This is a genomic window from Sphingomonas adhaesiva, assembly GCF_036946125.1.
GTDB classification, from domain to species: Bacteria; Pseudomonadota; Alphaproteobacteria; order Sphingomonadales; family Sphingomonadaceae; genus Sphingomonas; species Sphingomonas adhaesiva_A.
In genome coordinates, this window is the sequence record NZ_JAQIJT010000002.1 from 2,063,572 (window position 1) to 2,086,941 (window position 23,370).

16 protein-coding genes are annotated in these 23,370 nt (G+C 70.8%); 6 read left to right on the top strand and 10 right to left on the bottom strand.

Features of this window, described 5'->3' with window-relative positions; genetic code table 11:
• Positions 1 to 191: 191 nt before the first annotated feature.
• The 3 genes from PGN23_RS16075 to PGN23_RS16085 are packed head-to-tail and all read left to right on the top strand — an operon-like array spanning position 192 to position 13,233.
• Positions 192 to 1,886, top strand: coding sequence for a ShlB/FhaC/HecB family hemolysin secretion/activation protein (locus PGN23_RS16075; RefSeq protein WP_335304045.1), 1,695 nt, complete (start codon positions 192 to 194; stop codon positions 1,884 to 1,886).
• Entirely contained in the window at positions 1,886 to 10,207 is an 8,322-nt protein-coding gene (locus tag PGN23_RS16080; RefSeq protein ID WP_335304046.1) for a beta strand repeat-containing protein, read from the top strand. The genes PGN23_RS16075 and PGN23_RS16080 overlap by 1 nt, the downstream gene beginning before the upstream one ends.
• A complete protein-coding gene (locus tag PGN23_RS16085) occupies positions 10,204 to 13,233 on the top strand; it encodes a CHAT domain-containing protein (protein ID WP_335304047.1) in 3,030 nt (1,009 codons plus the stop codon). The genes PGN23_RS16080 and PGN23_RS16085 overlap by 4 nt, the downstream gene beginning before the upstream one ends.
• Before the next feature lie 4 nt (positions 13,234 to 13,237).
• Here the strand turns inward: PGN23_RS16085 and PGN23_RS16090 are convergent, their stop codons facing one another.
• Positions 13,238 to 13,882: a hypothetical protein gene (locus PGN23_RS16090; RefSeq protein ID WP_335304048.1), complete on the bottom strand. Its 645-nt coding sequence runs from the start codon at positions 13,880 to 13,882 to the stop codon at positions 13,238 to 13,240.
• A gap of 116 nt (positions 13,883 to 13,998) precedes the next feature.
• On the opposite strand from PGN23_RS16090, the gene PGN23_RS16095 reads away from it, so the two are divergent.
• Positions 13,999 to 14,664, top strand: a complete 666-nt coding sequence (locus PGN23_RS16095; protein ID WP_335304049.1) for a nitroreductase — start codon at positions 13,999 to 14,001, stop codon at positions 14,662 to 14,664.
• Between the two features lie 150 nt (positions 14,665 to 14,814).
• Positions 14,815 to 14,961, top strand: a complete 147-nt coding sequence (locus PGN23_RS16100; RefSeq protein WP_335304051.1) for a hypothetical protein — start codon at positions 14,815 to 14,817, stop codon at positions 14,959 to 14,961.
• Between the two features lie 27 nt (positions 14,962 to 14,988).
• On the opposite strand, the gene guaA is transcribed toward PGN23_RS16100, so the two are convergent.
• The 7 genes from guaA to PGN23_RS16135 all read right to left on the bottom strand — a co-directional run bounded on the left by guaA (position 14,989) and on the right by PGN23_RS16135 (position 20,727).
• Positions 14,989 to 16,542, bottom strand: a complete 1,554-nt coding sequence (guaA, locus tag PGN23_RS16105; RefSeq protein ID WP_335304053.1) for a glutamine-hydrolyzing GMP synthase — start codon at positions 16,540 to 16,542, stop codon at positions 14,989 to 14,991.
• A gap of 48 nt (positions 16,543 to 16,590) precedes the next feature.
• Positions 16,591 to 17,361, bottom strand: coding sequence for an EAL domain-containing protein (locus PGN23_RS16110; protein ID WP_335304054.1), 771 nt, complete (start codon positions 17,359 to 17,361; stop codon positions 16,591 to 16,593).
• 287 nt (positions 17,362 to 17,648) lie between these two features.
• Positions 17,649 to 18,074: a 50S ribosomal protein L17 gene (gene rplQ / locus PGN23_RS16115; protein ID WP_335304055.1), complete on the bottom strand. Its 426-nt coding sequence runs from the start codon at positions 18,072 to 18,074 to the stop codon at positions 17,649 to 17,651.
• A 214-nt stretch (positions 18,075 to 18,288) separates the two neighbouring features.
• Positions 18,289 to 19,350, bottom strand: coding sequence for a DNA-directed RNA polymerase subunit alpha (locus tag PGN23_RS16120; RefSeq protein WP_335304056.1), 1,062 nt, complete (start codon positions 19,348 to 19,350; stop codon positions 18,289 to 18,291).
• A 94-nt stretch (positions 19,351 to 19,444) separates the two neighbouring features.
• Positions 19,445 to 19,834 carry a 30S ribosomal protein S11 gene (gene rpsK, locus PGN23_RS16125; protein WP_066486290.1) on the bottom strand — a complete coding sequence of 130 codons (390 nt, stop codon included), beginning with the start codon at positions 19,832 to 19,834 and terminating at the stop codon, positions 19,445 to 19,447.
• A gap of 103 nt (positions 19,835 to 19,937) precedes the next feature.
• Positions 19,938 to 20,306, bottom strand: a complete 369-nt coding sequence (gene rpsM / locus PGN23_RS16130; RefSeq protein ID WP_335300373.1) for a 30S ribosomal protein S13 — start codon at positions 20,304 to 20,306, stop codon at positions 19,938 to 19,940.
• Between the two features lie 187 nt (positions 20,307 to 20,493).
• Positions 20,494 to 20,727, bottom strand: coding sequence for a hypothetical protein (locus tag PGN23_RS16135; protein WP_335304057.1), 234 nt, complete (start codon positions 20,725 to 20,727; stop codon positions 20,494 to 20,496).
• A gap of 296 nt (positions 20,728 to 21,023) precedes the next feature.
• Between PGN23_RS16135 and PGN23_RS16140 the strand changes: the two genes are divergently transcribed.
• Entirely contained in the window at positions 21,024 to 21,236 is a 213-nt protein-coding gene (locus tag PGN23_RS16140; RefSeq protein WP_335304059.1) for a hypothetical protein, read from the top strand.
• On the opposite strand, the gene PGN23_RS16145 is transcribed toward PGN23_RS16140, so the two are convergent.
• Both PGN23_RS16145 and secY read right to left on the bottom strand, forming a co-directional pair.
• Positions 21,202 to 21,849 (bottom strand): adenylate kinase, encoded by a 648-nt coding sequence (locus tag PGN23_RS16145; protein WP_335304060.1) that lies wholly within the window; start codon positions 21,847 to 21,849, stop codon positions 21,202 to 21,204. The two genes, PGN23_RS16140 and PGN23_RS16145, sit on opposite strands and share 35 nt — an antisense overlap.
• Positions 21,850 to 21,905: 56 nt before the next feature.
• Positions 21,906 to 23,252: a preprotein translocase subunit SecY gene (secY, locus tag PGN23_RS16150; RefSeq protein WP_335304061.1), complete on the bottom strand. Its 1,347-nt coding sequence runs from the start codon at positions 23,250 to 23,252 to the stop codon at positions 21,906 to 21,908.
• Positions 23,253 to 23,370 lie beyond the last annotated feature (118 nt).

Below are 23,370 nucleotides of genomic sequence, written 5' to 3' on the forward strand. Positions count from 1 at the left end.
CATCAACGCCAGCCCGCGACGATCGGCAAGCGCCGCGTTCGCGCAGGTGGCCGTTTTGTCGTATTCTCGTCGCACGACGTAGCGAAATCCGGTGTCCTGGCGTAATCGGTCTGCGACATCGGCGCGTGCAGGGGGCGCGACGCGGTGCGACTCGGGGGCGGGACGTGGTGACGGGGCGGGGGATGTATCGGGTGTCGCTCGTGGCAGCGGCGCTGGGAACGGTGGCGGGCACCCCGCTGGCGGCGCAGCAATTGCAGCCCCCTCCCCCCACGCGCGAGGAAGTGACGCCGCCGCCGGTGGCCCCGGTCGCCCCCGCGCCGCGGGTCGAGGTGACCGGCGACATCGAACGCGCACCCTGCGCGCTCGCCGACCCGGCCTATGCCGCGGTGCGGGTGACCATCACCGAGGCGGCGTTCGCGAATCTGGGCCCCGTCACCCCGCAGGAATTGTTGCCCGCGTATCGCGACCTGCTGGGCGCGGACCGCCCGGTCGCCACGATCTGCGACATTCGCGATGCCGCGGCGACCGTGCTGCGCCGCAAGGGCTATCTCGCCGCGATCCAGGTGCCGGTGCAGAAGATCGAGAACGGGCGCGTCGCGTTCGAGGTGATCTACGGCCGGCTGACCGCGATCCGCGTGCGCGGCGATGTCGGGCGCGCGGAGCGTCTGATCGAGGGCTATCTGTCGCAGCTGACGCGCCAGCCGGTGTTCAACCGCAACGAGGCGGAGCGCTATCTGCTGCTGGCGCGCGACCTGCCGGGGTATGACGTGCGCCTGGCGCTGCGTCCTGCGGGTACCGTGCCCGGCGAGCTGATCGGCGAAGTGACCGTCCGGCGCAGCGTCCTCGACATGGATGTCAACGTCCAGAACTATGCCGCGCCCGATACCGGCCGCTGGGGCGGGCAGTTGCGCGCGCAATTCTACGGCCTGACCGGGATGGGCGATCGCACCACCGTATCGCTGTATTCGACCGCACAGACGCGCGAGCAGCAGATCCTGCAGCTGGCGCACGACGTCAGGCTGGGCTCGGAAGGGCTGGGCTTCGCGGCACGCTATACGCGGGCGTGGAGCCGCCCGTCGGGAATCGCGGCGGGCCGGATCCGCGCGGACACGCATTTCGGCACGTTCGAGGCGAACTTCCCGTTCGTCCGTGCCGAGCGCGGCAATCTGCGCGGCGCGGCGGGGCTCGACGTGGTCGATCAGACGGTGCGCTTCGACGGCCTCGCGCTCAGCCGCGACCGCATCCGTATCGCCTATCTGCGCGTCGACGGGGATGCGACGGACGTCCGCACCGGCCCGGCGCCGGGATGGCGTGGCAGCTATTCGCTGGAGCTGCGTCGCGGACTGGCGATCCTGCACGCGTCGCGACTCGATCCGGCCTCCGGCGTCGGGCTCAGCCGGCTGGACGGCGACGCCACCGCCACCGTGATCCGCGGCTCCGCCTATGCCGAGATGGGGCTCGGCCGCCGCGTGATCCTGACCGCGGCGCCGCGCTTCCAATACGCCTTCTCCCCGCTGCTCAGCTTCGAGGAATTCTCGGGCGGCACCTACACGGTCGGGCGCGGCTACGATCCCGGCGCGATCATCGGGGACGAGGGCGTCGGGCTGACGGTGGAGGCGCGGCTGGCCCGGTTCGCGCCGCTGCCCAACCGCAACATCGTGATGCAGCCGTTCGCGTTCGTCGACTCCGCGCGGGTGTGGAACCGCGACCGCGGCGGCATCGACGGATCGCTCGTCTCGATCGGCGGCGGCGTGCGCGCCGCGGTCGCCAACCGGATGCGGATCGACGCGACGCTGGCCGCGCCGCTGCACCGCACCGCGCTGCAGACCCGTCGCGGCCCGGTGCGCGCGCTCCTCTCGATCACGACCCGCCTCGGAGGCCTCTGATGATCCGCATCCCGCACCTGCACGGCTCCGCGGTATCGCTGATGGCGCTCGCCGCCGGGCTGGTCGCCGCGCCCGCGGCAGCACAGACGTCGTACAACGCGAACGATCCCACGGTCACGTCCGGCACCGTAACCTATGACCGCGGCGTCACGACGCCCGGCACCGAAGTCTACACGATCGACTCCCCGACCGCGGTACTCGACTTCCAAGTGTTCGGTAACAGCAGCTTCGTCATCAATTTCCAGCGGCCCGACACCACCGTCGTCTATCAGAACGGCACGAATACGCCCGATTTCACCGTCCTGAACCGGATCCAGGATAACGGCATCCAGCCGATCCGGTTCGACGGCACCGTGCTCAGCCGACTGCGCGATACGGCAGGCAACGTGACACCCGGCGGGACAGTATGGTTTTACAACCCCGGCGGCATCATCGTCGGCAGCAGCGCGACCTTCGACGTCGGCAGCCTGCTGCTGACCACCGCCGATCCCACGGGGGGCACCGGCGTCATCAACAGCACGTCGCGATTAGTGTTGGCGACCGACGTCAACCAGGATCGCGCACTGCCGGGCATCGAGGTCGAGCCGGGCGCGCAGCTGACCGCGACGCGCAACAACAGCTATATCGCGCTGGTCGCGCCCTTCGTCCGGCACGGGGGCACGACGAGCGTCAACGGCGGCGCGGCCTTCGTCGCGGCGGAAACCGCGACGCTGACGATCGATCAGGGACTGTTCGACATCCAGGTCGCGGTCGGCTCCGACGGGGAGGCAGACGATCAGGGCCAGAACCGCTCGTCGATGGAGCTCTATGGCTCGATCGCGGGCCAGGGGCCGACCGCCGCCGGACAAAATCGCGCCATCTACGCGGTCGCGGTGCCGAAGAACCAGGCGATCACGATGCTGGTCGATGCCGACCGGCTGGGTTTCACCCCGGCGACGTCGGTCAGTGTCGAGAACGGCGCGATCTACCTTCAGGCCGGCGGCGGGATCACCGTCGCCCCCAGTACGCCCATTGTCAGCCGCATGAACCTGCCCACGCAGGGGACGGCAGATATCTCGCTGACGCTCGACAACATCACCTCACCGATCGCGGCGCAGGCGGCCAATGCGCTGACGGTCCGCACTCCGCTCACCGAGATACCGCCGGGATCCCAGCCGGTATCGACACCCTTGGGCGGGGGCGCCTATTTTTACGGCGGCCGCTCAGCGACCGTGACGATCGACGACGGCAAGCTGTTGTCGACGCTGACGGGATCGGTCCGGATACAATCTTTCGGCAATGGCACTGCCGGGACGGCGCGGCTCGAGGTTTCGAACGGCAGCACCTTCGACGTCGGCGGCCAGCTTGGGGTTCGCGCCGACACGGTCGGAAGGATATTGCCGGCCGGATGGACCGCGGTGGCTGGCGAGGCGTCACTATCCGTGACGGCGTCGACGCTGACGGCGCAGACCGTGGACGTCGTCTCGGATTACACATCCGGCAGTCAGGGACCTCTGACCGGCAGCGCCGGCACGGCGTCGATCGCCGTGTCGGGCGGCGGGGCGCTGAATGCGTCGCGTTATGTGGGCGCCGGAGCATCGGCGATCGGTACCGGCGGCACGGTCCGCATCACGCTCGACGACGGGACGATCGCCGCGGATCAATTGTTCGCCACTGCGCGAGGCGGTGGGCCCGATGGCGGCATCGGCGGCTCGGCCCGCATCGCCACGCTCGATGGCGGCGGCGCTTTTACCATCACGCGCGGCGTCCTGATCGACGCCACCGCGCTCGGCAATCCGCGCGTCGACGCCCGCCTCGGAACCGTTGCCAACGTCGGCGGCGATGCCTCGCTGTCGCTGGGCGGCGGGCGCACCAGCACCGCGCGTTCGATCACCATCGACGCGTCCGTCGACGGCTTCGACAACGGCGGCTTCGCCAACGATGCCGCGACGCTCCGTTCGACGGGCGGTACCGCGACGCTCTCGCTCGCGGGCGACACCGGGCTGACGGCGGACAGCCTGACGCTGACCGCGGCGGCGACCGACTTCGGCGTCAGCAGCGCCGCCACCCGGCGTACCACCGGAGGCACCGTCACCGCGGCGATCGACGGGGCATTGCGCGTCGGAACGCTGTCGCTGGTGAGTGATGCCACCGGCGGTGCGGTGTCGGGAAGCCAGTCCGTGGCCGGCAGTGCGCTCGGCGGCTCCACATCGCTTTCGGTGAACGCGGGCGGGACGATCGCCGCGAGCAGCCTGATTTCGCTTACCGCCGGGGCGGTCGGCGGCGCGAGCAGCGGCACCGCGACGGGCGGCGCAGCCACCGGCGGCACGTCGGCACTGACGGTCGATACCAATGGCACGCTGAACGCCGCCGGGATCGACATGGCCGCGAATGCGCTCGCTGGCGCATCGCAAGCCGGAACCGGCGGTGCGGCGCAGGGCGGCTCGACGAGCGGGGTCGTCAGGGGTAACCTGACTGCGGCGTCGCTCACCCTGCGCGCGCGGGTCACGGGCGGCGACGGCGCCGCGGGTGGCGATGCTACCGCAGGCGCGGTGAGCGCGAGCGTAAGCGGCGGCACCCTCACCGTCTCGCAGGCACTGACTCTCGGCGCGAACGCGCTGGGGGGTGCTGCGAAGGGTGGCGGGGGCGGCGGCATCGGCCGCGGCGGATCCGCCGTGGCGGACGTATCGAACGGCACATTGACGTTTGCCGACGCCGTCGTCGCCGCGCGCGCTACCGGCGGGGCCGCAAGTGCGGGAACCGGCGGCGCAGGATACGGCGGCACTGCGACCTTCGCCACCGGAACGGACGGCGTGGCGCGCTTCGCCAGCGGGACGATCGGGGCCGAGGCCATCGGTGGCGATGCCACTGGCGGCACCGGCGGGGTCGCGTTCGGAGGCGACGTCGCGATACGGCTGGCCGACGGCCGCATGGAGACCAGCGCCGACGGTCTGGCGCTATTGGCACGGGCGCAGGCAACCGGGGGGAGCGGCATCGATGGCGGGGCCGCTACCGGCGGCACGGCACGGCTGACCGCGACATCGGGCGTCGCGGCGACGCGCAGCGTCTTGTCGCTTGTCGCCTCCGCTTTCGGCGGGGCAGGCGCGGGTGGCACGGCCTCCGCCGGCACCGCCACCCTCGCCACGACCGAGGCGGCCGACCTCACCTTCCGGCAGGTGAGTTTGATCGCCACCGCCCAGTCCCCCGGCACCAGCGTCACCGCGCGTAGCGCGACAGGCGGACAGGCGGGCATCGATGTCGCCGCCGGGCGCCTGACGACCGACATCCTCGCGATGAACGTCAACGCTTTCGGTGCCTCGCCGCAGGGCGGCACCGTCTCGGTCGCGAGCGGCAGCGGCGCGATCGGCGTGCTGCAAACCTCGCTGCTGCTGGCACGCTCGGCGCTGGGCACCGTAGCCGGCACCGGCGGGACCGTGCGCGTCCGCGCGGACACGACCGGCGGCGGCGGGACCACCGATCTGGGCGATGCCACGATCTTCGCCAACGATCTGGTGGCCATCGGGGCGGTCGGCGGCAATCGCGCGGACAGCCCGGTCGGTTTTGCCGCCCTGGACGCCCGTGCGAACCGGGCGATCCAGGTCGGTCAGAACCTCGCCATGCGCACCGGCGCGCTCACCTTGTCCAGTAACGGAACGCTGAACGCGCTCGACCTGAACAGCCCGACGACGGTCACCGTCTTCGCCGCCAATGCCGCCAACATCGGCAACGTAACGGGCAGCGACGTGTCGTTGGCGGGCAACGGGACGGTGGCCGCAGGAAACGTCACCGCAACGCGCAACGTCGCGCTCGGCGCCGGTAGCGCCACCATCGGCGACGTCGTCGCCCAAGGGACGGTCCGGCTCATCACGACCGGCGACCTGACCAGCGGGAGCCTGCGCGGCGGGTCGATCCTGGCGCAGGCGGACGGCGCGCTGCGGGTCGGCGCGCCGACGATCGTGCCCAACAGCGCGACGGACGGCAGCATCACGCTGATTTCCGGCCAGGCGCTGGCCGTCGGCGACATCACCGCACCCGGCAGCGTCGCGCTGGCCGCGCGCGGTGGCGGCCTAACCGCGGGTACGCTCGATGGCGGCGGCGACGTGGTGATGCTCGCGCGGGACGGCGTCACCGCGACCGGCATTCGGGCCGGCGGCGTCGCGAAGATCGGCAACGTCGCCGGCCTCGGCAGCGTCCCTGCCCCGCTGGCGCAGGTCGGAACCGCAGCGACGCGGCTGGGCGGTGCCGCACAGGTGACGAACGGCATACAGGCGAGCCGCATCGACGTCGCCGCCGGCGGCATCACCGCCCCCACCGTCGCCGCGACCGGCGACGTCCGCCTCGACAGCGGCAACGGCATCACCATCGCCACCCTCGGCGCCGGTTCCTCCACGATCGGCGGCGAGGGGCGGGTCGCGATCGACAGCGCGACCACCACCGCCGCATTCGCGGTCGCGACGCGCGGCGACGTGGCGCTCGGTGCCTTCGCCAGCGGCGGCACGGCGGTGGTGAGCGCCACCGGCGCGCGCCTCGACGTGGCGCGCGCGTCGCGCGCCGCCGGCGACCTCACGCTGACGGGTGCCACGATCACCGCCGCACCGCTGCAAAGCGGCGCCCGCCTGTCGGCGAGTGCGATCGGGTCGGCGACCTTCGCCACGGTCGGTAGCACGAACGCGCTGGCGATTACCGCGGGGAACGGCGTCATCGTCGACAGCTTCGCCAGCGGCGGCACCGCGTCGCTGGCGTCGAGCACCGGGGGCCTGCGTATCGCAGGCGCCTCGCGCGCGGCGGGGGACATCACCCTGTCCGCCGCGTCCCTCGACGTCGCCGCCGTGCAGAGCGACGCCGGCCTTGCCGCTATCGCGAGCGGGCCGGCCATCTTCGCCACGGTCACGACGGGTAGCGGGCTGTCGATCGCGGGCGGTAGCGGCGTTACCGTCGACAGCTTCGCCAGCGGCGGCACCGCGTCGCTGGCGTCGAGCACCGGGGGCCTGCGTATCGCAGGCGCCTCGCGCGCGGCGGGCGACATCACCCTGTCCGCCGCGTCCCTCGATGTCGCGGCCGTGCAGAGCGACGCCGGCCTTGACGCCGTCGCGAGCGGGCCGGCCGTCTTCGCCACGGTCACGACGGGTACCGGGCTGTCGATCGCGGGCGGTAGCGGCGTTACCGTCGACAGCTTCGCCAGCGGCGGGGCGGCGGTGCTGAATGCCACCGGCGCGCGCCTCAGCATCGCGCGCGCGTCGCGCGCCGGCGGCGGCATCACGCTGTCCGGCGGCGTCGTCGACGCGGTCGATCTGGACAGCGCCGCTGGCCTGACCGCTACCGCAAGCGGTGCCGCGACGTTCGGGATGCTCGCCACCGACGAAGCGCTGTCGGTCACCGCGGGGGGCCCGATCACCCTCGCCAGCTTCGCCAGCGGCGGGGCGGCATCGCTCGCCTCGACGGGTGGACCGCTCCGCCTCACCGGCGCGTCGCGTGCGGCGGGCGACCTCACCCTTTCCGCCAGCGCGATCGAGGCCGTCGCGCTGGACAGCGGCGGCCTGCTGAGTGCCGCCACCACGGGGACGGCGGCCATCGACGCCATCACGGCGGCCACCGGCGTGGTCGTGAACGGAAGTAGTGGCGTCAGCATCGGCAGCTTCGCGACCGGCGGCGCCGCGGCGCTGACGGCAGCGCGCGGGCCGCTCACCATCGCGCGCGCCTCCCGCGCGGGCGGAGACCTCACCCTCGTGGCGGACACGCTTGCTGCCGCGGCGCTGGGGAGCGGCGCACGGCTGAGGGCCGACGTCGCTCGGACCGCCTCGATCGACACGGTGGCGGCGTCCGGCGACCTGACGCTCACGACGAACGGCGGCCTGACCATCGGCAGCTTCCAAAGCGGCGGCACGGCCGCGCTGATCGCACGCGAAGCGCCGCTGACGATCGCACGCGGTTCGCAGGCGAGCGGGGCCGTGACGCTGGAGGGCGGCACGATCACGGCCGCCGCGCTGAATGGCGCCGCCGGCCTGTCCGCTTCCGCAAGCGGCGCCGCCACCTTCGACACGATCGCGACCGCGGGTGCACTGGCGCTGTCGGCGGGCGGCGACCTGACCGTAGGCAGCTTCGCCAGCGGTGGCGCGGCGACCCTCGCCACGAGCGGCGGGCAACTGAGCATCGCCCGCGCGGCACGATCGACCGGCGAGATGACGCTGACGGGGACGGCGATCACCGCCGGCCCGCTGGACAGCGGCGCCGGATTGACCGCCACCGCGAGCCGCGCCGGGACCTTCGACGCCGTGACCGCCGCCGACACGCTCACGCTCGTCGCCGGGGGCGATCTGTCGACCGGCGCGCTGCGGAGTGGCGCGGTCGTCGCGCAAGCGGGGGGCGTGCTGGCGACCGGCGCGCTCGCGGTCGATACGACCCCGCGCGCGAGCGGGGACATCCGCCTGACGTCGGCCCGCACGCTGAGCGTGGGCGACATCGCCGCGCCCGGCAGCATCGCCCTGACCGCGCGTGACGGCGGATTACAGCTGGGCACGCTCGCGGCCGGCCGCGACGTGGCGCTGACCGCGGCGGGCGACGTGTCGGCCGCCAGCCTGAGCGCGGGCAATGCGGTGCGGATCGGCGGTATCGACGGGGCGTCCACCGGGTCACCATCGCCGCCGCTTCCCGGCAGCGTGCGGATCGCCGGTGCGATCGGCGCGCGGACGATCGCCATCGCCGCTGCCGGCGAGGTCCGCTTCGACGCCCTCGCTGGAGGCGACCAGTTCCGGATCGACAGCGGCGCGGCGATCACGGGGCGTATCGTCACCGCCGGCCGCGGCGCCCTTCTCGCGGTCGGCGACATCGCGCTGGGCGGTGCGACGACGAGCGGCGACCTGCTGCTGTTGAGCGGGGGCGGGATTGGCGTGACCGGGCCCGCGCGTGTCGGCGGCAGCCTCGCCTTGCTGGCGCAACGGGCCGTTTCGGCGGGGCCGATCATCGCCGACGGTGTCGTCTTCGCCGGCGGCGTCGCGAATGCGAACCGCATCACGAGCGCGACGGCGCTGCCGGCGTCCTTCGCCGACTCGTCGAGTGCGAACGTCGCAGGGCCGGTGACGTTCGCCGGCCCGGTCGGTGCGCAGGCCGTGCGCGTGGCCGCCGACGGCGCGGTATCCACCGCCGGGGTGGCGGCAACGCGCACGCTGTCGCTGACCGGCGCGACGGTGACGCTTGCGGGTGCCGTCGCGGCGCCTGCCATTACGCTCTCCGCCAACGACCTGACGATCGCTGGTGCGGGCACGCTGGGGGATGCAGGCACGACCGCGATCACGATCGCCCCCCTGCCCGGCACGACGACCCTCTCGCTGGGGGACGGTCTCGCTGCGGGCGGCTTCGCGATCGACCAGGCGGAGTTCGGCCGTATCCGCGCGGGAACGCTGTCGATCGGCGATACCGCCGCCACCGGGCTGCGCACCGTCATCGGCACCCTGACCGTGGCGGGGGATCGCATCGGCACGTTGCAGGCCGCCGGGGAGCAGCTGGCGGTGGTGGGTGCGCTCCGCATGACGACGGCCGATGCGCGATCGGGCATCGATCTCTCCGCGGCGCGCGACCTCGTCGTGCGCACCGATACGGGGTCGATCGGCGTGACGGGCACCGGCGATGCGCTGGCGGGGACGCTCCGGCTGCGCGGCGGCGACGTCGCGATCGGTACGCCGGCGTTCGTGACCGCTGCCGTGGGCCAGTCCCCCGCCGCCGTCGCGACCGCGGCCGGCACGCCCTATGCCACGCCGGTGCCCGGTGGCGTGGTACGCGCGGGCGGCATCGACCTGGGCGCGGCGCGGCTGATCGCGGTGCAGAACAGCGGCAGCACGCTGACCGCGGCCGGTATCCTGGCGGGGGACGGCGGGCTGACGCTGACGTCCACCGCGGCAGGCGGCAGCGCGACCACCGCGATCGTCTATGGCGCGATCCGGAACGGCGGCACGCTGCTGACCAACCGCGACGTGCGGCGTGTCGTGCGGCTGGCGCGGGATGGCGCGAACGGTACGGCCGCGGACTTCGACGCCGGCTCGACGGTCAACGGATGTGCGCTGACGCCGTCCAGTGCCTGTCTGTTCGGTGCGGCGGCGTTGTCGGAGGAGCCGATCGTCGCCTCGATCCCGACCGACGTGCAGGGGATCGTCGGCAAGCTGACCGGCACGGAGAGCAGCGCGCTGGGCCCGCGGCTGACGGTCGGGACCGAGTTGCTGATCGACACCACCGCGATCGACCTGCCGCAGCGGATCGGCGATCCGGTCGGCAGCGCCGGCAATGCGGCGCTGTGGGATCCGAACGATCCCGAGGCCGAAGAACGCAGTGACAGGGAGGGCGGCCGATGACCCGCATTCTGGGGATGCTGGCCGCGGTCGCGCTGTCGATCGGCGCGGGGGGTGCCGCGGATGCGCCGCTGTCCTCGCGCGCCAGCTTTCGCATCGGCACGTCGGGCGTGCTGTGTTCGGCGCAGGTGCGGCTGAGCGATCCCGTGCTGGGGGGGATGTTCGATCGCGGCTATGCGATCACCTGCCGCGATGCCGCCGCGCCGGTGGGGCGTCTCTACGCGCTGCGCGGCCCCCAGGATCGCAGCGCGGTCGTGACCCGCAGCAACGGCGAGCCGCTGACCTGCATCGCCCCGACGCGCGAGACGATCGCGAAGGTCGGGGCGGTCGCGGTCAGCCAGTGTACCGGGGGAACGACCGGGCTGCCGTATCGCCTGTACGCGGTGCAGCATGGCCGCACGCAGCTGCTCGCGATCGGACTGGCCGGGTACGATCCGGCGTTGCGGCTGGGGCTGGTATCGCTCGCCACGGATCGCCCCGCGGAGGGCGCAGTGGAGGTCGCGGCCACCGCGGCAGGCGATCCCGCCGCCTTTGCCCGCGCACAGGCCGGCGCGCTCGATGCGTCCGCCGCGCTGTCGCAGGCGTATGAGCGCAACAATGCGGGCAATTTCGCGGAGGCCGCGGAGTTCTTCGCCAGCCTGTCCGACCGGCCGCAGCGGGCCGGCGATGTCGATCGCTCGGCGGAATATCTGCTGGGCCAGGCGATGCAGCAGTCCAATCTGGGCAATCGTGCCGGCGCGCGGCGGCTGTTCGCGCGCGCCGATGCCGCGATCCGGCCCGGCGACGTCGTCACCGCGCGGCTGCTGCGCAATTATCGCGCGATGGAGGCGCTCAACCGGCACGAATCCGCTGCGGCGCGCGCGTTGCTCGACGCGCCGCTGCCGCTGGTGGATCGCGGGACCGACGATGCGCTGACGTCCGGGCGGATCGACGCCGCCCTCGCCGCGCAGATCAATGCGGAAAACGGCGTGCTGGGGCGCCTGGCCGGGGTGGAGCCGGGGCTGCTCCCCAGCGAACGCGTCGCGATCTTGGATGGTCAGGCCGCGCAATTGCGCGGCGTCGCGTTGCGAATGGAGGGGCGCTACGCCGATGCGCTGCTGGCGCTGGAGCAAGCCGGCCGTGCCATCGCGGCGGTACGCGAGGGGCGCGTGGCCTCCGCCGCGTTCATCCGGTCGGAGGCGCAGACCGAAACCGCGCTGATCCGCGAAGCCGGGGGCGACTATCCCGCCGCCGAGCGCGCTTTGACCGCAGCGGTGGCGATCCTGGATGCGGATTATCCGCGCTCCAGCGCCGCGCTGACGGCCCGCGCCCGGCTGGCCGGATTCCTGGCGCGGCGCGGTCAGGATGCGCGGGCCAGCACGCTTTATGCCGAGGTGGTGGCGCAGATTCGCGACACGCCGGGCTCGGCCGCGACGCTGCGCGACCTGCTCGCCCCCTATTTCGCCACGCTGGCGCGGCGCGCGGGGACCGATCCCGCCGCCGCCGCCGCGCTGTTCGACGCCGCGCAGGTGCTGGTCCGCCCCGGCGTGGCGCAGACGCAGGCGGTGTTCGCCCGCGAACTGTCCGCCGGCGACGACCGCGCCGCGGCGCTGTTCCGTCAGTCGATCAACCTGACGCGACAGGTGGCGCAGGCCTCCGGCGAGGTGGCGCGCCTGTCGTCCGCGGGTGACACCACCGCGACCGCCGCCGCGCGCGCGCGACTGGATGCGCTGGAGCGGGAGCAGACCGGCGTCACGGCACAGCTGGCGGCCTATCCGCGCTTTCGCGCGACGATCAGCGACGCCGCCGACCTGGCGACGCTGCGCGCCGCGCTCCGCCCCGACGAGGCGTATCTGCTGGTACGCGCGGTCGGCAGCGACCTGTACGCCGCGTTCGTCACCCCGACGACGCTGCGCGCCTATCGCCTCGACACGACGCTGGCGAAGCTGGGGCGTGACGTCGCGGCCCTACGCGCCAGCGTCGTGACGGTCACCGACGGGCGCAGCATCGTGTCGCCGTTCGATCTCGACCGCGCGCGACGGCTCCACACCATCTTGCTGGGGCCGGTCGGCGACCTGCTGCCGGGGGTGCGCAGCCTCGTCTACGAGCCGGACGGGCCGCTGCTCCAGCTGCCCATGAACCTGCTGGTCGAAAGCGACGCGGGGCTGGCCGATTATCGCCGCCGTCAGAGCGCACCGGGCGCGGACCCGTTCGACTATCGCGGCGTCGCCTGGCTGGGTCGCGACCGGACGGTGACGACCGCGGTGTCCCCGCGCGCCTTCGTCGACGTTCGCGCCGCCGCGCCGTCGCGCGGGGGCAAGGCGTACCTGGGCTTCGGCGAGAACGCGCCCCCGGCAGCCGTCGCCAGCCTGCTCGCCCCGGTCGCGGCGCGCGGCGAGTGCGACTGGCCGCTCGCCGCGTGGCGCAACCCCATTTCGGCGGCGGAACTGCGCTATGCGCGCGACGCGCTGGGCGATCGCCGCGGCGAAATCGTCACCGGCGCGGCGTTCAGCGACACCGCGGTGGAGGCTCGCCGCGACCTGGCCGACTATCGCATCCTGCATTTCGCGACCCACGGGCTCGTCACCGCGCCGCGCCCGATCTGCCCGGCACGGCCCGCCCTGCTGACGTCGTTCGGGGGGGCGGGGTCGGACGGGCTGCTGAGCTTCCGCGAGATCTTCGACCTGCGGCTCGATGCCGATGTCGTGATCCTCTCCGCCTGCGACACCGCGGGCATGGCCACGATCGAGGCCACGCGCGAGGCCGGGGTGACCACGGGCGGCAATTTCGCGCTCGACGGGCTGGTCCGCGCCTTCGTGGGGGCCGGCGCGCGGACGGTCGTCGCCAGCCACTGGCCGATCCCCGACGATTACGGCGCCACGCAGCAACTGGTCAGCACGCTGTTCGCCGCCAGGCCGGGCACCTCGATCGCCGACGCGCTCGCCACGGGGCAGCGTGCGCTGATGGACCGCGCGGAAACCTCACACCCCTTCTACTGGTCGGCGTTCGCGATCGTCGGCGACGGGCGGCAGCCGCTGCTGCGCCGCTGACGCCTCAGGCGAAGAACAGCGGCTGGTCGCGGATGTGGCCGGTCGCGCGGGACAGGGCATGGTCGACATGGATCGGCACGCCATGCGCGCGCAGCAGGTCGCACAGCAGCCAGTCCTCGCCCTCGATCGTGCCGTCGGCATGGGCACGCGTCTCGAACAGGGGACGTCCGGCCGCCGTCACCGCCTGAAGCACCGTCGCCACGTCCATCAGCGCGAGCCCCAGCCCGATCCGGTCGACCGCCTCCAGCGGCTGGGCGGCGGCCTTCTGCGCGCTGCTCTCGACCAGGCGCCACCCACCCTGCCCGTCCGCCGCCAGCGCGGTCGGGACCAGCGCATCGTGGCGGCGCGGATAGTTGGCCCCCACCATCGGTTGCCGCCACAGCAGCAGGCGGACGAGCGCATCGGCCGGGAAGACATGATCCGCGTCCAGCCACAGGATGCGATCCGCGCCCCAGTCGCGCGCCCAACCGAACAGGCTGGTGCGCGCCTGCACCAGGATCGAGCCGTGGGCGATGAACGTGTCCATCTCCAGCCCCCGAACGGAGGCCAGCGTCGCCGGGATCATCCGCGCCAGGCTGGAGACGAACCCCGCCTTCACGTCGCCGAACGTCGGGATGCAGATCGCGACCTTCACCGCCGCAGCCCACATGGCAGCGTCAGCGCGGTCGTCGGCGCGCCGCCGCCGGCCGGGATGGCGGAGATGATCCCCACCGCACTGGACTTCGCGCGTCCGCCTGCCCATGCGCATCGCGAGAGGACAAGCATATGCAATTCAACGAGGTTGTCCGCGCCCGGCGCTCGGTGCGCGCCTTCCGTCCCGATCCGGTCGCGCCGGAGGTACTGCGCGAGGTGCTGGGCACCGCGTGCCTCGCGCCGTCGGGCACCAACATCCAGCCATGGAAGGTGCATGTCGTCACCGGCGACGCACGCCGCCGGTTGGAGGAGGAGGTGCTCGCGCACCGCGATACCGGCCCCGCCGACGATCGCGCGGAGTTTCCGCGCACCTCGAAGCGCAAGGAGCCCTATACCTCGCGGATGCGCGCGCTGGGCAAGGACATGTACGGGCGCATCGGCATCCCGCGCGGGGACGAGGCGGCGAGCTGGCAGCAATGGGGACGCAACTATCGCTTCTTCGATGCGCCGGTCGGCCTGATCTTCACGATCGACAAGGATCTGGACGCGATGTCCTTCCTCGACATCGGCATGTTCATGCAGACGCTGATGCTCGCCGCAAAGGATCGCGGGCTCGACACCTGCGCACAGGGCGCCTGGAACATGTTCTGGACCGTCACCCGCCGCGTCCTGTCGATCCCGGACGACGAATATATCATCGCCGGCATGGCGCTGGGCTATGCCGACCACGCGCATCCGGTGAACGGCGTGGTCGCCCCGCGGGAGCCGCTGGAGCAGGTCGTCACCTTCCACGAATGAGGACCGGCTTCCGTCGTCGAGGCGCCGTCCGTTACCGCGATCTTTTCCACCAACGGTCGGAAAACCCACGATCATTCCCGCCCCTTAACGATTTGTTTACCTTTTCCGGTCATCTTTGCGGTCGGACTTCAGGGGGACTGGAGAGCCGTCATGGTATTGACCGAGAAGATGCGAGAGGAACTGCAGCGCGCCCGCCGGACCGTGGCACGGATCCAGCCGAGCGACGCCGATCCGCTGCGCGACGTGCTCGACCGCGTCGAGGCGCTGCTGGTGCGCGGGGACCTGCCGCGTCGCTGATGCGGCCCGGCGCCCGGCGTCGGCGCCTCATTCCCATTCGATCGTGCCCGGCGGCTTCGAGGTATAGTCGTAGGTCACGCGGTTCACGCCCTTCACCTCGTTGACGATTCGCGTCGCGACCCGCGGCAGGAAGTCGCCCGGAAACTGGAACGCCTGCGCGGTCATGCCGTCGGTCGAGGTCACCGCACGCAGCGCCAGCACGCTGTCATAGGTCCGCCCGTCGCCCATTACGCCGACCGACCGCACCGGCAGCAGCACCGCGAACGCCTGCCAGATCGTGTCGTAGAGCCCGGCGTTGCGGATTTCCTCCAGATAGATCGCATCCGCCTTGCGCAGGATGTCGCACCGCTCCTTCGTCACCTCGCCCGGCAGGCGGATCGCCAGCCCCGGCCCGGGGAAGGGATGCCGCCCGACGAACACGTCCGGCAGCCCCAGCTCGCGACCCAGCGCGCGCACCTCGTCCTTGAACAGCTCGCGCAGCGGCTCGACCAGCTTCATATTCATCCGCTCGGGCAGGCCGCCGACATTGTGGTGGCTCTTGATCGTCACCGACGGGCCGCCGGTGAAGCTGACGCTCTCGATCACGTCGGGGTAGAGCGTACCCTGCGCCAGGAAGTCGGCGCCGCCGATCTTCTTCGCCTGCGCCTCGAACACCTCGATGAAGGTCCTGCCGATGAACTTGCGCTTGGCCTCCGGGTCGGTGACGCCGGCGAGACCGCCGAGGAACGTCTCCTCGACGTTCACATGCACCAGCGGGATGTTGTAGGCGCCGCGGAACAGGCCGACGACCTGATCCGCCTCCCCGGCGCGCAGCAGGCCGTGGTCGACGAAGACGCAGGTCAGCTGGTCGCCGATCGCCTCGTGGATGAGCACCGCCGCGACCGCCGAATCGACCCCGCCCGACAGGCCGCAGATGACGCGGCCCGTACCGACCTGCTCGCGGATCTCCGCGATCTTGGTGGCGCGGAACTCGGCCATCGTCCAGTCGCCGGCCAGCCCGCAGACGTGACGCGCGAAATTGGCGATCAGCTTGCCGCCGTCGGGGGTGTGGACCACCTCGGGGTGGAATTGCATCCCGTAATAGCGCCGCGCCTCATCGGCGACGACCGCATAAGGCGCGCCGGGCGAGGTCGCCACGGGGGCGAAGCCGGGGGCGAGCGCCGCGACATGGTCGCCGTGGCTCATCCACACCTGGTGCCGCTCGCCGCTTTGCCACAGGCCGTCGAACAGCGCGCAATCGCCCTCGACCGTGACATAGGCCTCGCCGAACTCGCCCGAATTTCCCTTGTCGACGCGCCCGCCGAGCTGCGCGGTCATCACCTGCTGGCCATAGCAGATGCCCATGACGGGCACGCCGCTGTCGAACACCGCCTGCGGCGCGCGCGGGCTGCCCTCGTCCACCACCGATGCGGGACCGCCCGACAGGATGACGCCCCTGGGCTTCATCCGCTCGAACGCGTCGGCCGCGGACTGGAACGGCGCGATCTCGCTATAGACCCCCGCCTCGCGCACGCGGCGCGCGATCAGCTGGGTCACCTGGCTGCCGAAATCGATGATGAGGATGCTGTCGGGGTGTTCCATGGCGGGCCTGTAGCCGGTGGCGTGCGCGGGTGGAAGGGGTGCGGGCCGCTATGCCGCGACCGCGGCGGATGCCGACGCGGGCGGCAGGACCGGACGCGGCAGCGCCATCAGTGCCGGGCGTGCCAGCAGATAGCCCTGCATGTAGCGTACGCCCATGGCGCGCAGCGTCTCATATTCGCCGGGCGTCTCGATCCCCTCTGCCAGCACGGTGATCCCCATGCGCGCGAACATGCCCAACAGCCCCTCGACGATCATCCGCCGCGGCATGCTGGTATCGATGTTGCGGATCAGCTCCATATCGAGCTTGACGATGTCGGTCTGCAACCGCGCGAGGAGCGACAGCCCGGCGTGACCGGCGCCGAAATCGTCGAGCGCGGTGGCGAAGCCCATGCGGCGATAGGTGTCGATGATGTTGGCGACATGCCCGGTGTCGGTCATCTCCTCATTCTCGGTGAACTCGAAGATCAGGCGCTTCGTGGGAAAACCCACCGCCGCGGCGGTCTTCAGCGTCAGCTGGATACAGGCGACGGGCGAATAGACCGCATTGGGCAGGAAGTTGATCGACAGCCGCGCCCCGGTGTCGAGGATCCCGGCCGCGACCGCATGGGTGATGGCGGCCACCCGGCATTGCTGGTCGAAGGCGTAGCGAGCCTGTGGCGTGACGCGCGCCAGCACCTCCGCCGCCGATTCCCCATGGATGCCGCGGACCAGCGCCTCATAGGCCCAGACGTCACCCGTCCGGACATCCACGATCGGCTGATACGCCATCGCCAGTTCGAACGGCTCGGCCGCGCCGCGGCATCCCTCGCACCCACTCATCGTCGAAACTCCTCATCCGACCCCTTCGACCATGGAGGTTAACGAATCCCGTCATCGCCCTCTCTGCCGGGGCAGCGACTCGGCGGAAGTTGACAAAGTTGACGCCACGTCGCGCCCGGAACTCCTCCCCCGCGAGCATTCCCCCATGGCCCGGACGCCCGCCCGCGAAGGAACCCGTGACGGATACCACGTCATGTGCGCTGTAGGACAGCGCGACGAACCACAAGAAAAAGGGGCCGCGCCATCGCTGGCGCGGCCCCCTCCCGGAAACGTTCGTGACGCGCCGATCAGGCGGCGGCGTCGAAATCCTCGTCGTCGTTCATCACCGGACCCGAATCCTGGCCCTTCGCCGAGACGTCGCGGTCGACGAACTCGATGATCGCCATCGGCGAGGCGTCCGACGCGCGGATGCCCGCCTTGATGATGCGGGTGTAGCCGCCGTTGCGCGAGGCGTAGCGCGACGCCAGCACGTCGAACAGCTTCACCAGCTGCGCATCGTCGAGCAGGCGCGCATGCGCCAGACGACGGTTGGACAGCCCGCCCTTCTTCGCCAGCGTGACCAGCTTCTCGACGTAGGGGCGCAGCTCCTTCGCCTTGGCGACGGTGGTGGTGATCTGCTCGTGCTTGATGAGCGCGGCCGACATGTTGCGGAACAGTGCGATACGATGAGCCGAGGTACGCTGCAGCTTACGACCGCCAACACGATGACGCATGATATGTCCTTCTCGTTCGCTCGGGGGCCGTGTCAGGTACCCCGGACCAGGTGGGACGGCAGGCCACCGGGAAAACCGTCACCTCCGCGCAGGAGGTCCAAAACATCGGCCGGTCACGACGCGGCGAAGCCGCGTCGTCGGTCGGGGCGGCTCGCCGCCCCGCCGGCCGGGCCTGGCCTGTCTCCGCCGCAAGCACGCTTGCGGCGGTGCAGGCTCAACCCATTATTTCCTGTTCCAGCTTCTTGGCGACTTCCTCGATGTTCTCGGGCGGCCAGCCGGGGATTTCCATGCCCAGCCGCAGCCCCATCGACGACAGCACTTCCTTGATCTCGTTCAAGGACTTGCGCCCGAAGTTCGGGGTACGCAGCATCTCGGCCTCGGTCTTGCCGACCAGATCGCCGATATAGATGATGTTGTCGTTCTTCAGGCAGTTCGCCGAGCGCACCGACAGCTCCAGCTCGTCCACCTTCTTCAGGAGGTAGCGGTTGATCTGCTGCGTGTCGCTGGTCGCCTCGCCCGCGGCCGCCGGAGCCGCGACGCCGACCGGCGCCGAGCGCGTGACCGCCGAATCGTCGAAGTGGACGAACAGCGCCAGCTGGTCCTGCAGGATGCGGCCGGCATAACCCACCGCGTCCTCGGGCGTGACCGTGCCGTCGGTCTCGATCGTCAACGTCAGCTTGTCGTAATCCAGGTCCTGACCGACGCGGGTCGGGTCGACCTTGTACGACACCTGGCGCACCGGCGAGTACAGCGCGTCGACCGGGATCAGCCCGATCGGCGCATCCGCCGGACGGTTCGCGACCGCCGCGACATAGCCCTTACCGACGTCCGCGGTCAGCTCCATGTTGAGCGTCGCGCCTTCGTCCAGGTGGCAGATGACCAGCTCGGGGTTCATCACCTCGATGTCGCCCGACACCGCGATGTCGCCCGCCTTCACCGCCGCCGGACCCGTCGCGGACAGCTGGAGCCGCTTCGGCCCCTCGCCCTGCATGCGGATCGCGATCTGCTTCACGTTCAGGACGATGTCGGTCACGTCCTCGCGGACGCCCGCCAGGCTGCTGAATTCGTGCAGCACGTTCTCGATCTTGATCGACGTGACCGCCGCGCCCTGAAGCGACGACAGCAGCACGCGACGCAGCGCGTTGCCGAGCGTCAGGCCGAAGCCGCGCTCCAGCGGCTCGGCCACGAAGGTCGCCTTGCGCTTGCCGTCACCGCTCTTCTTCTCGAGCTGGTTGGGCTTCTTCAGTTCTTGCCAGTTCTTTGCGTTGACAGACAAGCTCTCGTCCCCTGGGGTTGGGCACCCCCGCGAGCGCGGGGGAGCCGGAGTAGTAGCCGCAGCCGCTCGTCAGCGGCCACGCGAAGAAGAACGATCAGACGCGACGCCGCTTCGACGGACGCACGCCGTTGTGCGGGATCGAGGTCACGTCGCGGATCGACGTGATCTGGAAGCCGACCGCCTGCAGCGCGCGCAGCGCCGATTCGCGACCCGAACCCGGACCCTTCACCTCGACCTCGAGCGTGCGGACGCCGTGCTCGGCGGCCTTCTTGCCCGCGTCCTCGGCCGCGACCTGCGCCGCATACGGGGTCGACTTGCGCGAGCCCTTGAAGCCCATCATGCCGGCCGACGACCAGCTGATCGCATTGCCCTGCGCATCGGTGATGGTGATCATGGTGTTGTTGAAGCTGGCGTTCACGTGCGCGACGCCCGCGGTGATGTTCTTGCGTTCGCGCCGACGAAGGCGCTGCGGTGCCTGAGCCATGTGGTATTCCTGACCTGTATCTTCAATACGGAGGGCGGGAGGCTGTCAGCCGTCGACCTGCCTCCGGTGGAGAAGAAGTAGAAAATCGTCCCCCGGACGATTTTTACTTCTTCTTGCCCGCGATCGGCTTCGCCTTGCCCTTGCGGGTGCGCGCGTTGGTGTGCGTGCGCTGGCCGCGGACCGGCAGGCCCTTGCGGTGGCGCAGGCCGCGATAGCAGGCCAGGTCCATCAGGCGCTTGATGTTCATCGCGGTCTGGCGGCGCAGGTCGCCCTCGACGCTGTACGACGCGTCGATCGTCTCGCGGATCTGCAGGATCTCCTGGTCGGAGAGGTCCTGGACGCGGCGGTCGGCGGCGATCTCCAGCTTGTCGGTGATCTCCTTGGCCTTCGCCGGACCGATGCCGTGGATATAGGTCAGCGCGATGATAACGCGCTTGTTGGTGGGGATGTTGACCCCCGCGATACGTGCCATGAACTACGTCCTCCTGTGCTCCACGGGATGCGGCATGGCTGCCACGCACCCCATCTCGTCGCATTGCGCTCCACCCTTCCGCTTCCGATTCGCCCCCGCGACACGCAGGAACGCGGCGGACGCACATGTACGCCGCCGACGATCGGTGGATGGAAGGAAGGTCGGATAGGCGCGCGCCAACGCACTGTCAAGCGCGCGGTTCCCGCCGGTGGCGCAGCCCCACCCACCGCCGGAGCGCGACCACGAACCAGATCAGCTCCACCGCGCCGAACGGCCACGCCCCCTGAAGGAAGCCGTACGCCGACCCCATCAGGCACCCGAGCGCGAACAGGAACGTCCAGAAGGGCGCGCGATCCTCCAGCACGTAGCAGATCAGCATGAAGGTGACGGCGAACAGGCCGAAGGCGGTGAGGGCGTCCATGACGCAAGGCCATGCCCGCGGGAGGCCCCGCCAGGCAAGCCCCGCGCAGGCGACGACACGCGGCGACACATTTGGCGTGCGATGGGGGGGGGGGGAGCCGGCGGAGGGGAGCCACCCTCCGCCGGCGGGGGACCGCGCCAGGCGACAACACCGGGAGATAGGTGCCGCCTGACGGGGTTCGCGTCGTTTCGACCCCCGCTCTATGCCGCACCCCGCTTCTCGAACGCGTGGCGGGCGGATGAACTTTCCGTCATGTCCGCGACGCATCGCGCGCGGCCGCGGTGCGTTCGTGCGGCATGAGCGAGCCGCAACGCGCCTATGTGGAGCTGTCGACCGCGCGCCTGACCGCGCGCGCCGGCATCAGCGTGACGCCGGCCGGGCTGATGGCGATCGGAACCATGGTGTCGATGATCCTGGCGGGCAGCGCCGCGATCGTCGTCGCGGCCCGTACCCCCAGGCTGCGGGACGGGCGCGTCAGCGCGCGCGGAGGATCGCGTCGATCGCCTTAGTCACGACCGCGATATCGGCCATGCCGTCGACGCGGCGCAGCAGCCCGCGCGATTCGTAGATCGGGATGATCGGCGCGGTCTTGGCCCGGTATTCGGCCATGCGCGTCCGCACCGTCTCCTCATTGTCGTCGGGGCGGCGCTTGAACTCGGTCGCGCCGCAGGCGTCGCACACGCCCGCGACCCTGGGCTGCTTGAACGTGTCGTGATAGCCCGCGCCGCAATGGGCGCAGGTGAACCGGCCGACGATCCGCTCGACCAGCGCATCCTCGTTCACTTCCAGCTCGATCACATGATCCAGCCGCTGCCCGCGATCCTGCAATAGTCCATCGAGCGACTCCGCCTGCGCCGCGGTGCGCGGATAGCCGTCGAAGATCGCGCCCGCGCCGGTGCCCGCATCCAGCCGCTCGCCGATGAGCGCGGACACGATCGCGTCGGACACCAGCCCGCCGGCGTCCATGATCGACTTGGCCTCGATCCCGACCGGGGTCCCCGCCTTCACCGCGGCGCGCAGCATGTCGCCGGTCGACAGCTGCACCATGCCGCGGTCCTCGACCAGCCGCTGCGCCTGCGTGCCCTTGCCCGCACCCGGCGGCCCCAGGAGGATGATGTTCACGAAGCCCCGCTCCCTTTCGTCACTCGTCCCGCACCCTACACTCGACCGGCACCGCGTCAGCGGCGGCGCGCGCCCTTCAGCTTCGACTTCTTGATGAGGTCACCATATTGGTGCGCCAGCAAGTGCGACTGAATCTGCGTCACCGTGTCCATGGTCACGTTCACGACGATGAGCAAGCTCGTTCCGCCCAGATAGAAGGGGATCGAGAGCGCCGAGACGAGATATTCCGGCACCACGCAGATGAAGGTGAGGTACGCCGCACCGATTACCGTGATGCGGGTCAGCACATAGTCGAAATACGTCTCGGTATTCTTGCCCGGGCGGATGCCTGGGATGAACCCGCCGTAGCGCTTCAGATTCTCCGCGGTCTCCTCCGGGTTGAACACCACCGCGGTGTAGAAGAACGAGAAGAAGATGATCCCCGCCGCATAGAGTGCCATGTAGATCGGCGAGCCGTGCTGGAGATACTGGTTCAGCGTGATGAGCACGTCGCCGAAGCGGCTCTCGCCCGACACGCGGTTGCCCGCGAACTGCGTGATCGTCAGCGGCAGCAGCAGCAGCGACGAGGCGAAGATCGGCGGGATCACGCCCGCGGTGTTGATCTTCAGCGGCAGGTGGCTGCGATCGGCCTGCATCCCGCGCTGTGTCTGGCGCTTGGGATACTGGATCAGGATGCGGCGCTGCGCGCGCTCCATGAAGCAGATCAGCAGGATGAGCCCCACGACGACGACGACGATCGCGATCAGCGTCGGCGCGCCCATCGAGCCCGAGCGGCCGCCCTCCAGCAGGTTCAGCAGCGTCGTCGGCAGATGCGCGACGATGCCCGCCATGATGATGAGGCTGATGCCGTTGCCGATGCCGCGGCTGGTGATCTGCTCGCCCAGCCACATCAGGAACATCGTGCCCCCGATCAGCGAGATGACCGCGCCGATGCGGAAGATCATCCCCGGCTCGATCACCGCGCCGCCGGCCTCCAGCCCGCGCGCGATGAAATAGCCCTGTACCGCGGTCAGCGCGACGGTGCCGTAGCGGGTGTACTGGTTCAGCTTCTTGCGGCCCGATTCGCCTTCCTTCTTGATGGCGGCGAGCTGCGGGCTGAGGCTGGTGGCCAGCTGCACCACGATCGAGGCGGTGATGTACGGCATCACGCCCAGTGCGATCAGCGACGCGCGCGACAGCGATCCGCCGGAGAAGGTGTTGAAGAAGTCGAGCACGCCGCCCTTCATCCGCTCCGCCAGCACGCCCAGCTGCGTCGGGTCGATCCCCGGCAGCGGCACGTAGCTGAGCAGACGGAAGACGATCAGCGCGCCGATCGTGAACCACAGCCGTTTCTTGAGGTCGGTGGCCTGCGAGAATTTCGCGAGGCTGATGCTCTGCGCCATCTGGTCGGCTGCGGATGCCATGCGTGTCGATGTCCTGGAAACAAAAACGGCGGGAAACGAAAACGGCGGGAAGCGTTGCTCCGCCCCCCGCCGCTCATATAGGCGCTGGACGCGCCCTGTCTAATCCCGGCGGTTCGAT

What these genes read in the sequence shown, in the direction of transcription:
- PGN23_RS16080 (WP_335304046.1), top strand. Translation starts at nt 1,886, where the DNA reads ATGATCCGCATCCCGCACCTGCACGGCTCCGCGGTATCGCTGATGGCG.
- PGN23_RS16085 (WP_335304047.1), top strand. Translation starts at nt 10,204, where the DNA reads ATGACCCGCATTCTGGGGATGCTGGCCGCGGTCGCGCTGTCGATCGGC.
- PGN23_RS16095 (WP_335304049.1), top strand. Translation starts at nt 13,999, where the DNA reads ATGCAATTCAACGAGGTTGTCCGCGCCCGGCGCTCGGTGCGCGCCTTC.
- rpsK (WP_066486290.1), bottom strand. Translation starts at nt 19,834, where the DNA reads ATGGCTCAGGCACCGCAGCGCCTTCGTCGGCGCGAACGCAAGAACATC.
- guaA (WP_335304053.1), bottom strand. Translation starts at nt 16,542, where the DNA reads ATGGAACACCCCGACAGCATCCTCATCATCGATTTCGGCAGCCAGGTG.
- secY (WP_335304061.1), bottom strand. Translation starts at nt 23,252, where the DNA reads ATGGCATCCGCAGCCGACCAGATGGCGCAGAGCATCAGCCTCGCGAAA.
- rplQ (WP_335304055.1), bottom strand. Translation starts at nt 18,074, where the DNA reads ATGCGTCATCGTGTTGGCGGTCGTAAGCTGCAGCGTACCTCGGCTCAT.
- PGN23_RS16100 (WP_335304051.1), top strand. Translation starts at nt 14,815, where the DNA reads ATGGTATTGACCGAGAAGATGCGAGAGGAACTGCAGCGCGCCCGCCGG.
- PGN23_RS16135 (WP_335304057.1), bottom strand. Translation starts at nt 20,727, where the DNA reads ATGGACGCCCTCACCGCCTTCGGCCTGTTCGCCGTCACCTTCATGCTG.
- rpsM (WP_335300373.1), bottom strand. Translation starts at nt 20,306, where the DNA reads ATGGCACGTATCGCGGGGGTCAACATCCCCACCAACAAGCGCGTTATC.
- PGN23_RS16090 (WP_335304048.1), bottom strand. Translation starts at nt 13,882, where the DNA reads ATGTGGGCTGCGGCGGTGAAGGTCGCGATCTGCATCCCGACGTTCGGC.
- PGN23_RS16110 (WP_335304054.1), bottom strand. Translation starts at nt 17,361, where the DNA reads ATGAGTGGGTGCGAGGGATGCCGCGGCGCGGCCGAGCCGTTCGAACTG.
- PGN23_RS16140 (WP_335304059.1), top strand. Translation starts at nt 21,024, where the DNA reads ATGAGCGAGCCGCAACGCGCCTATGTGGAGCTGTCGACCGCGCGCCTG.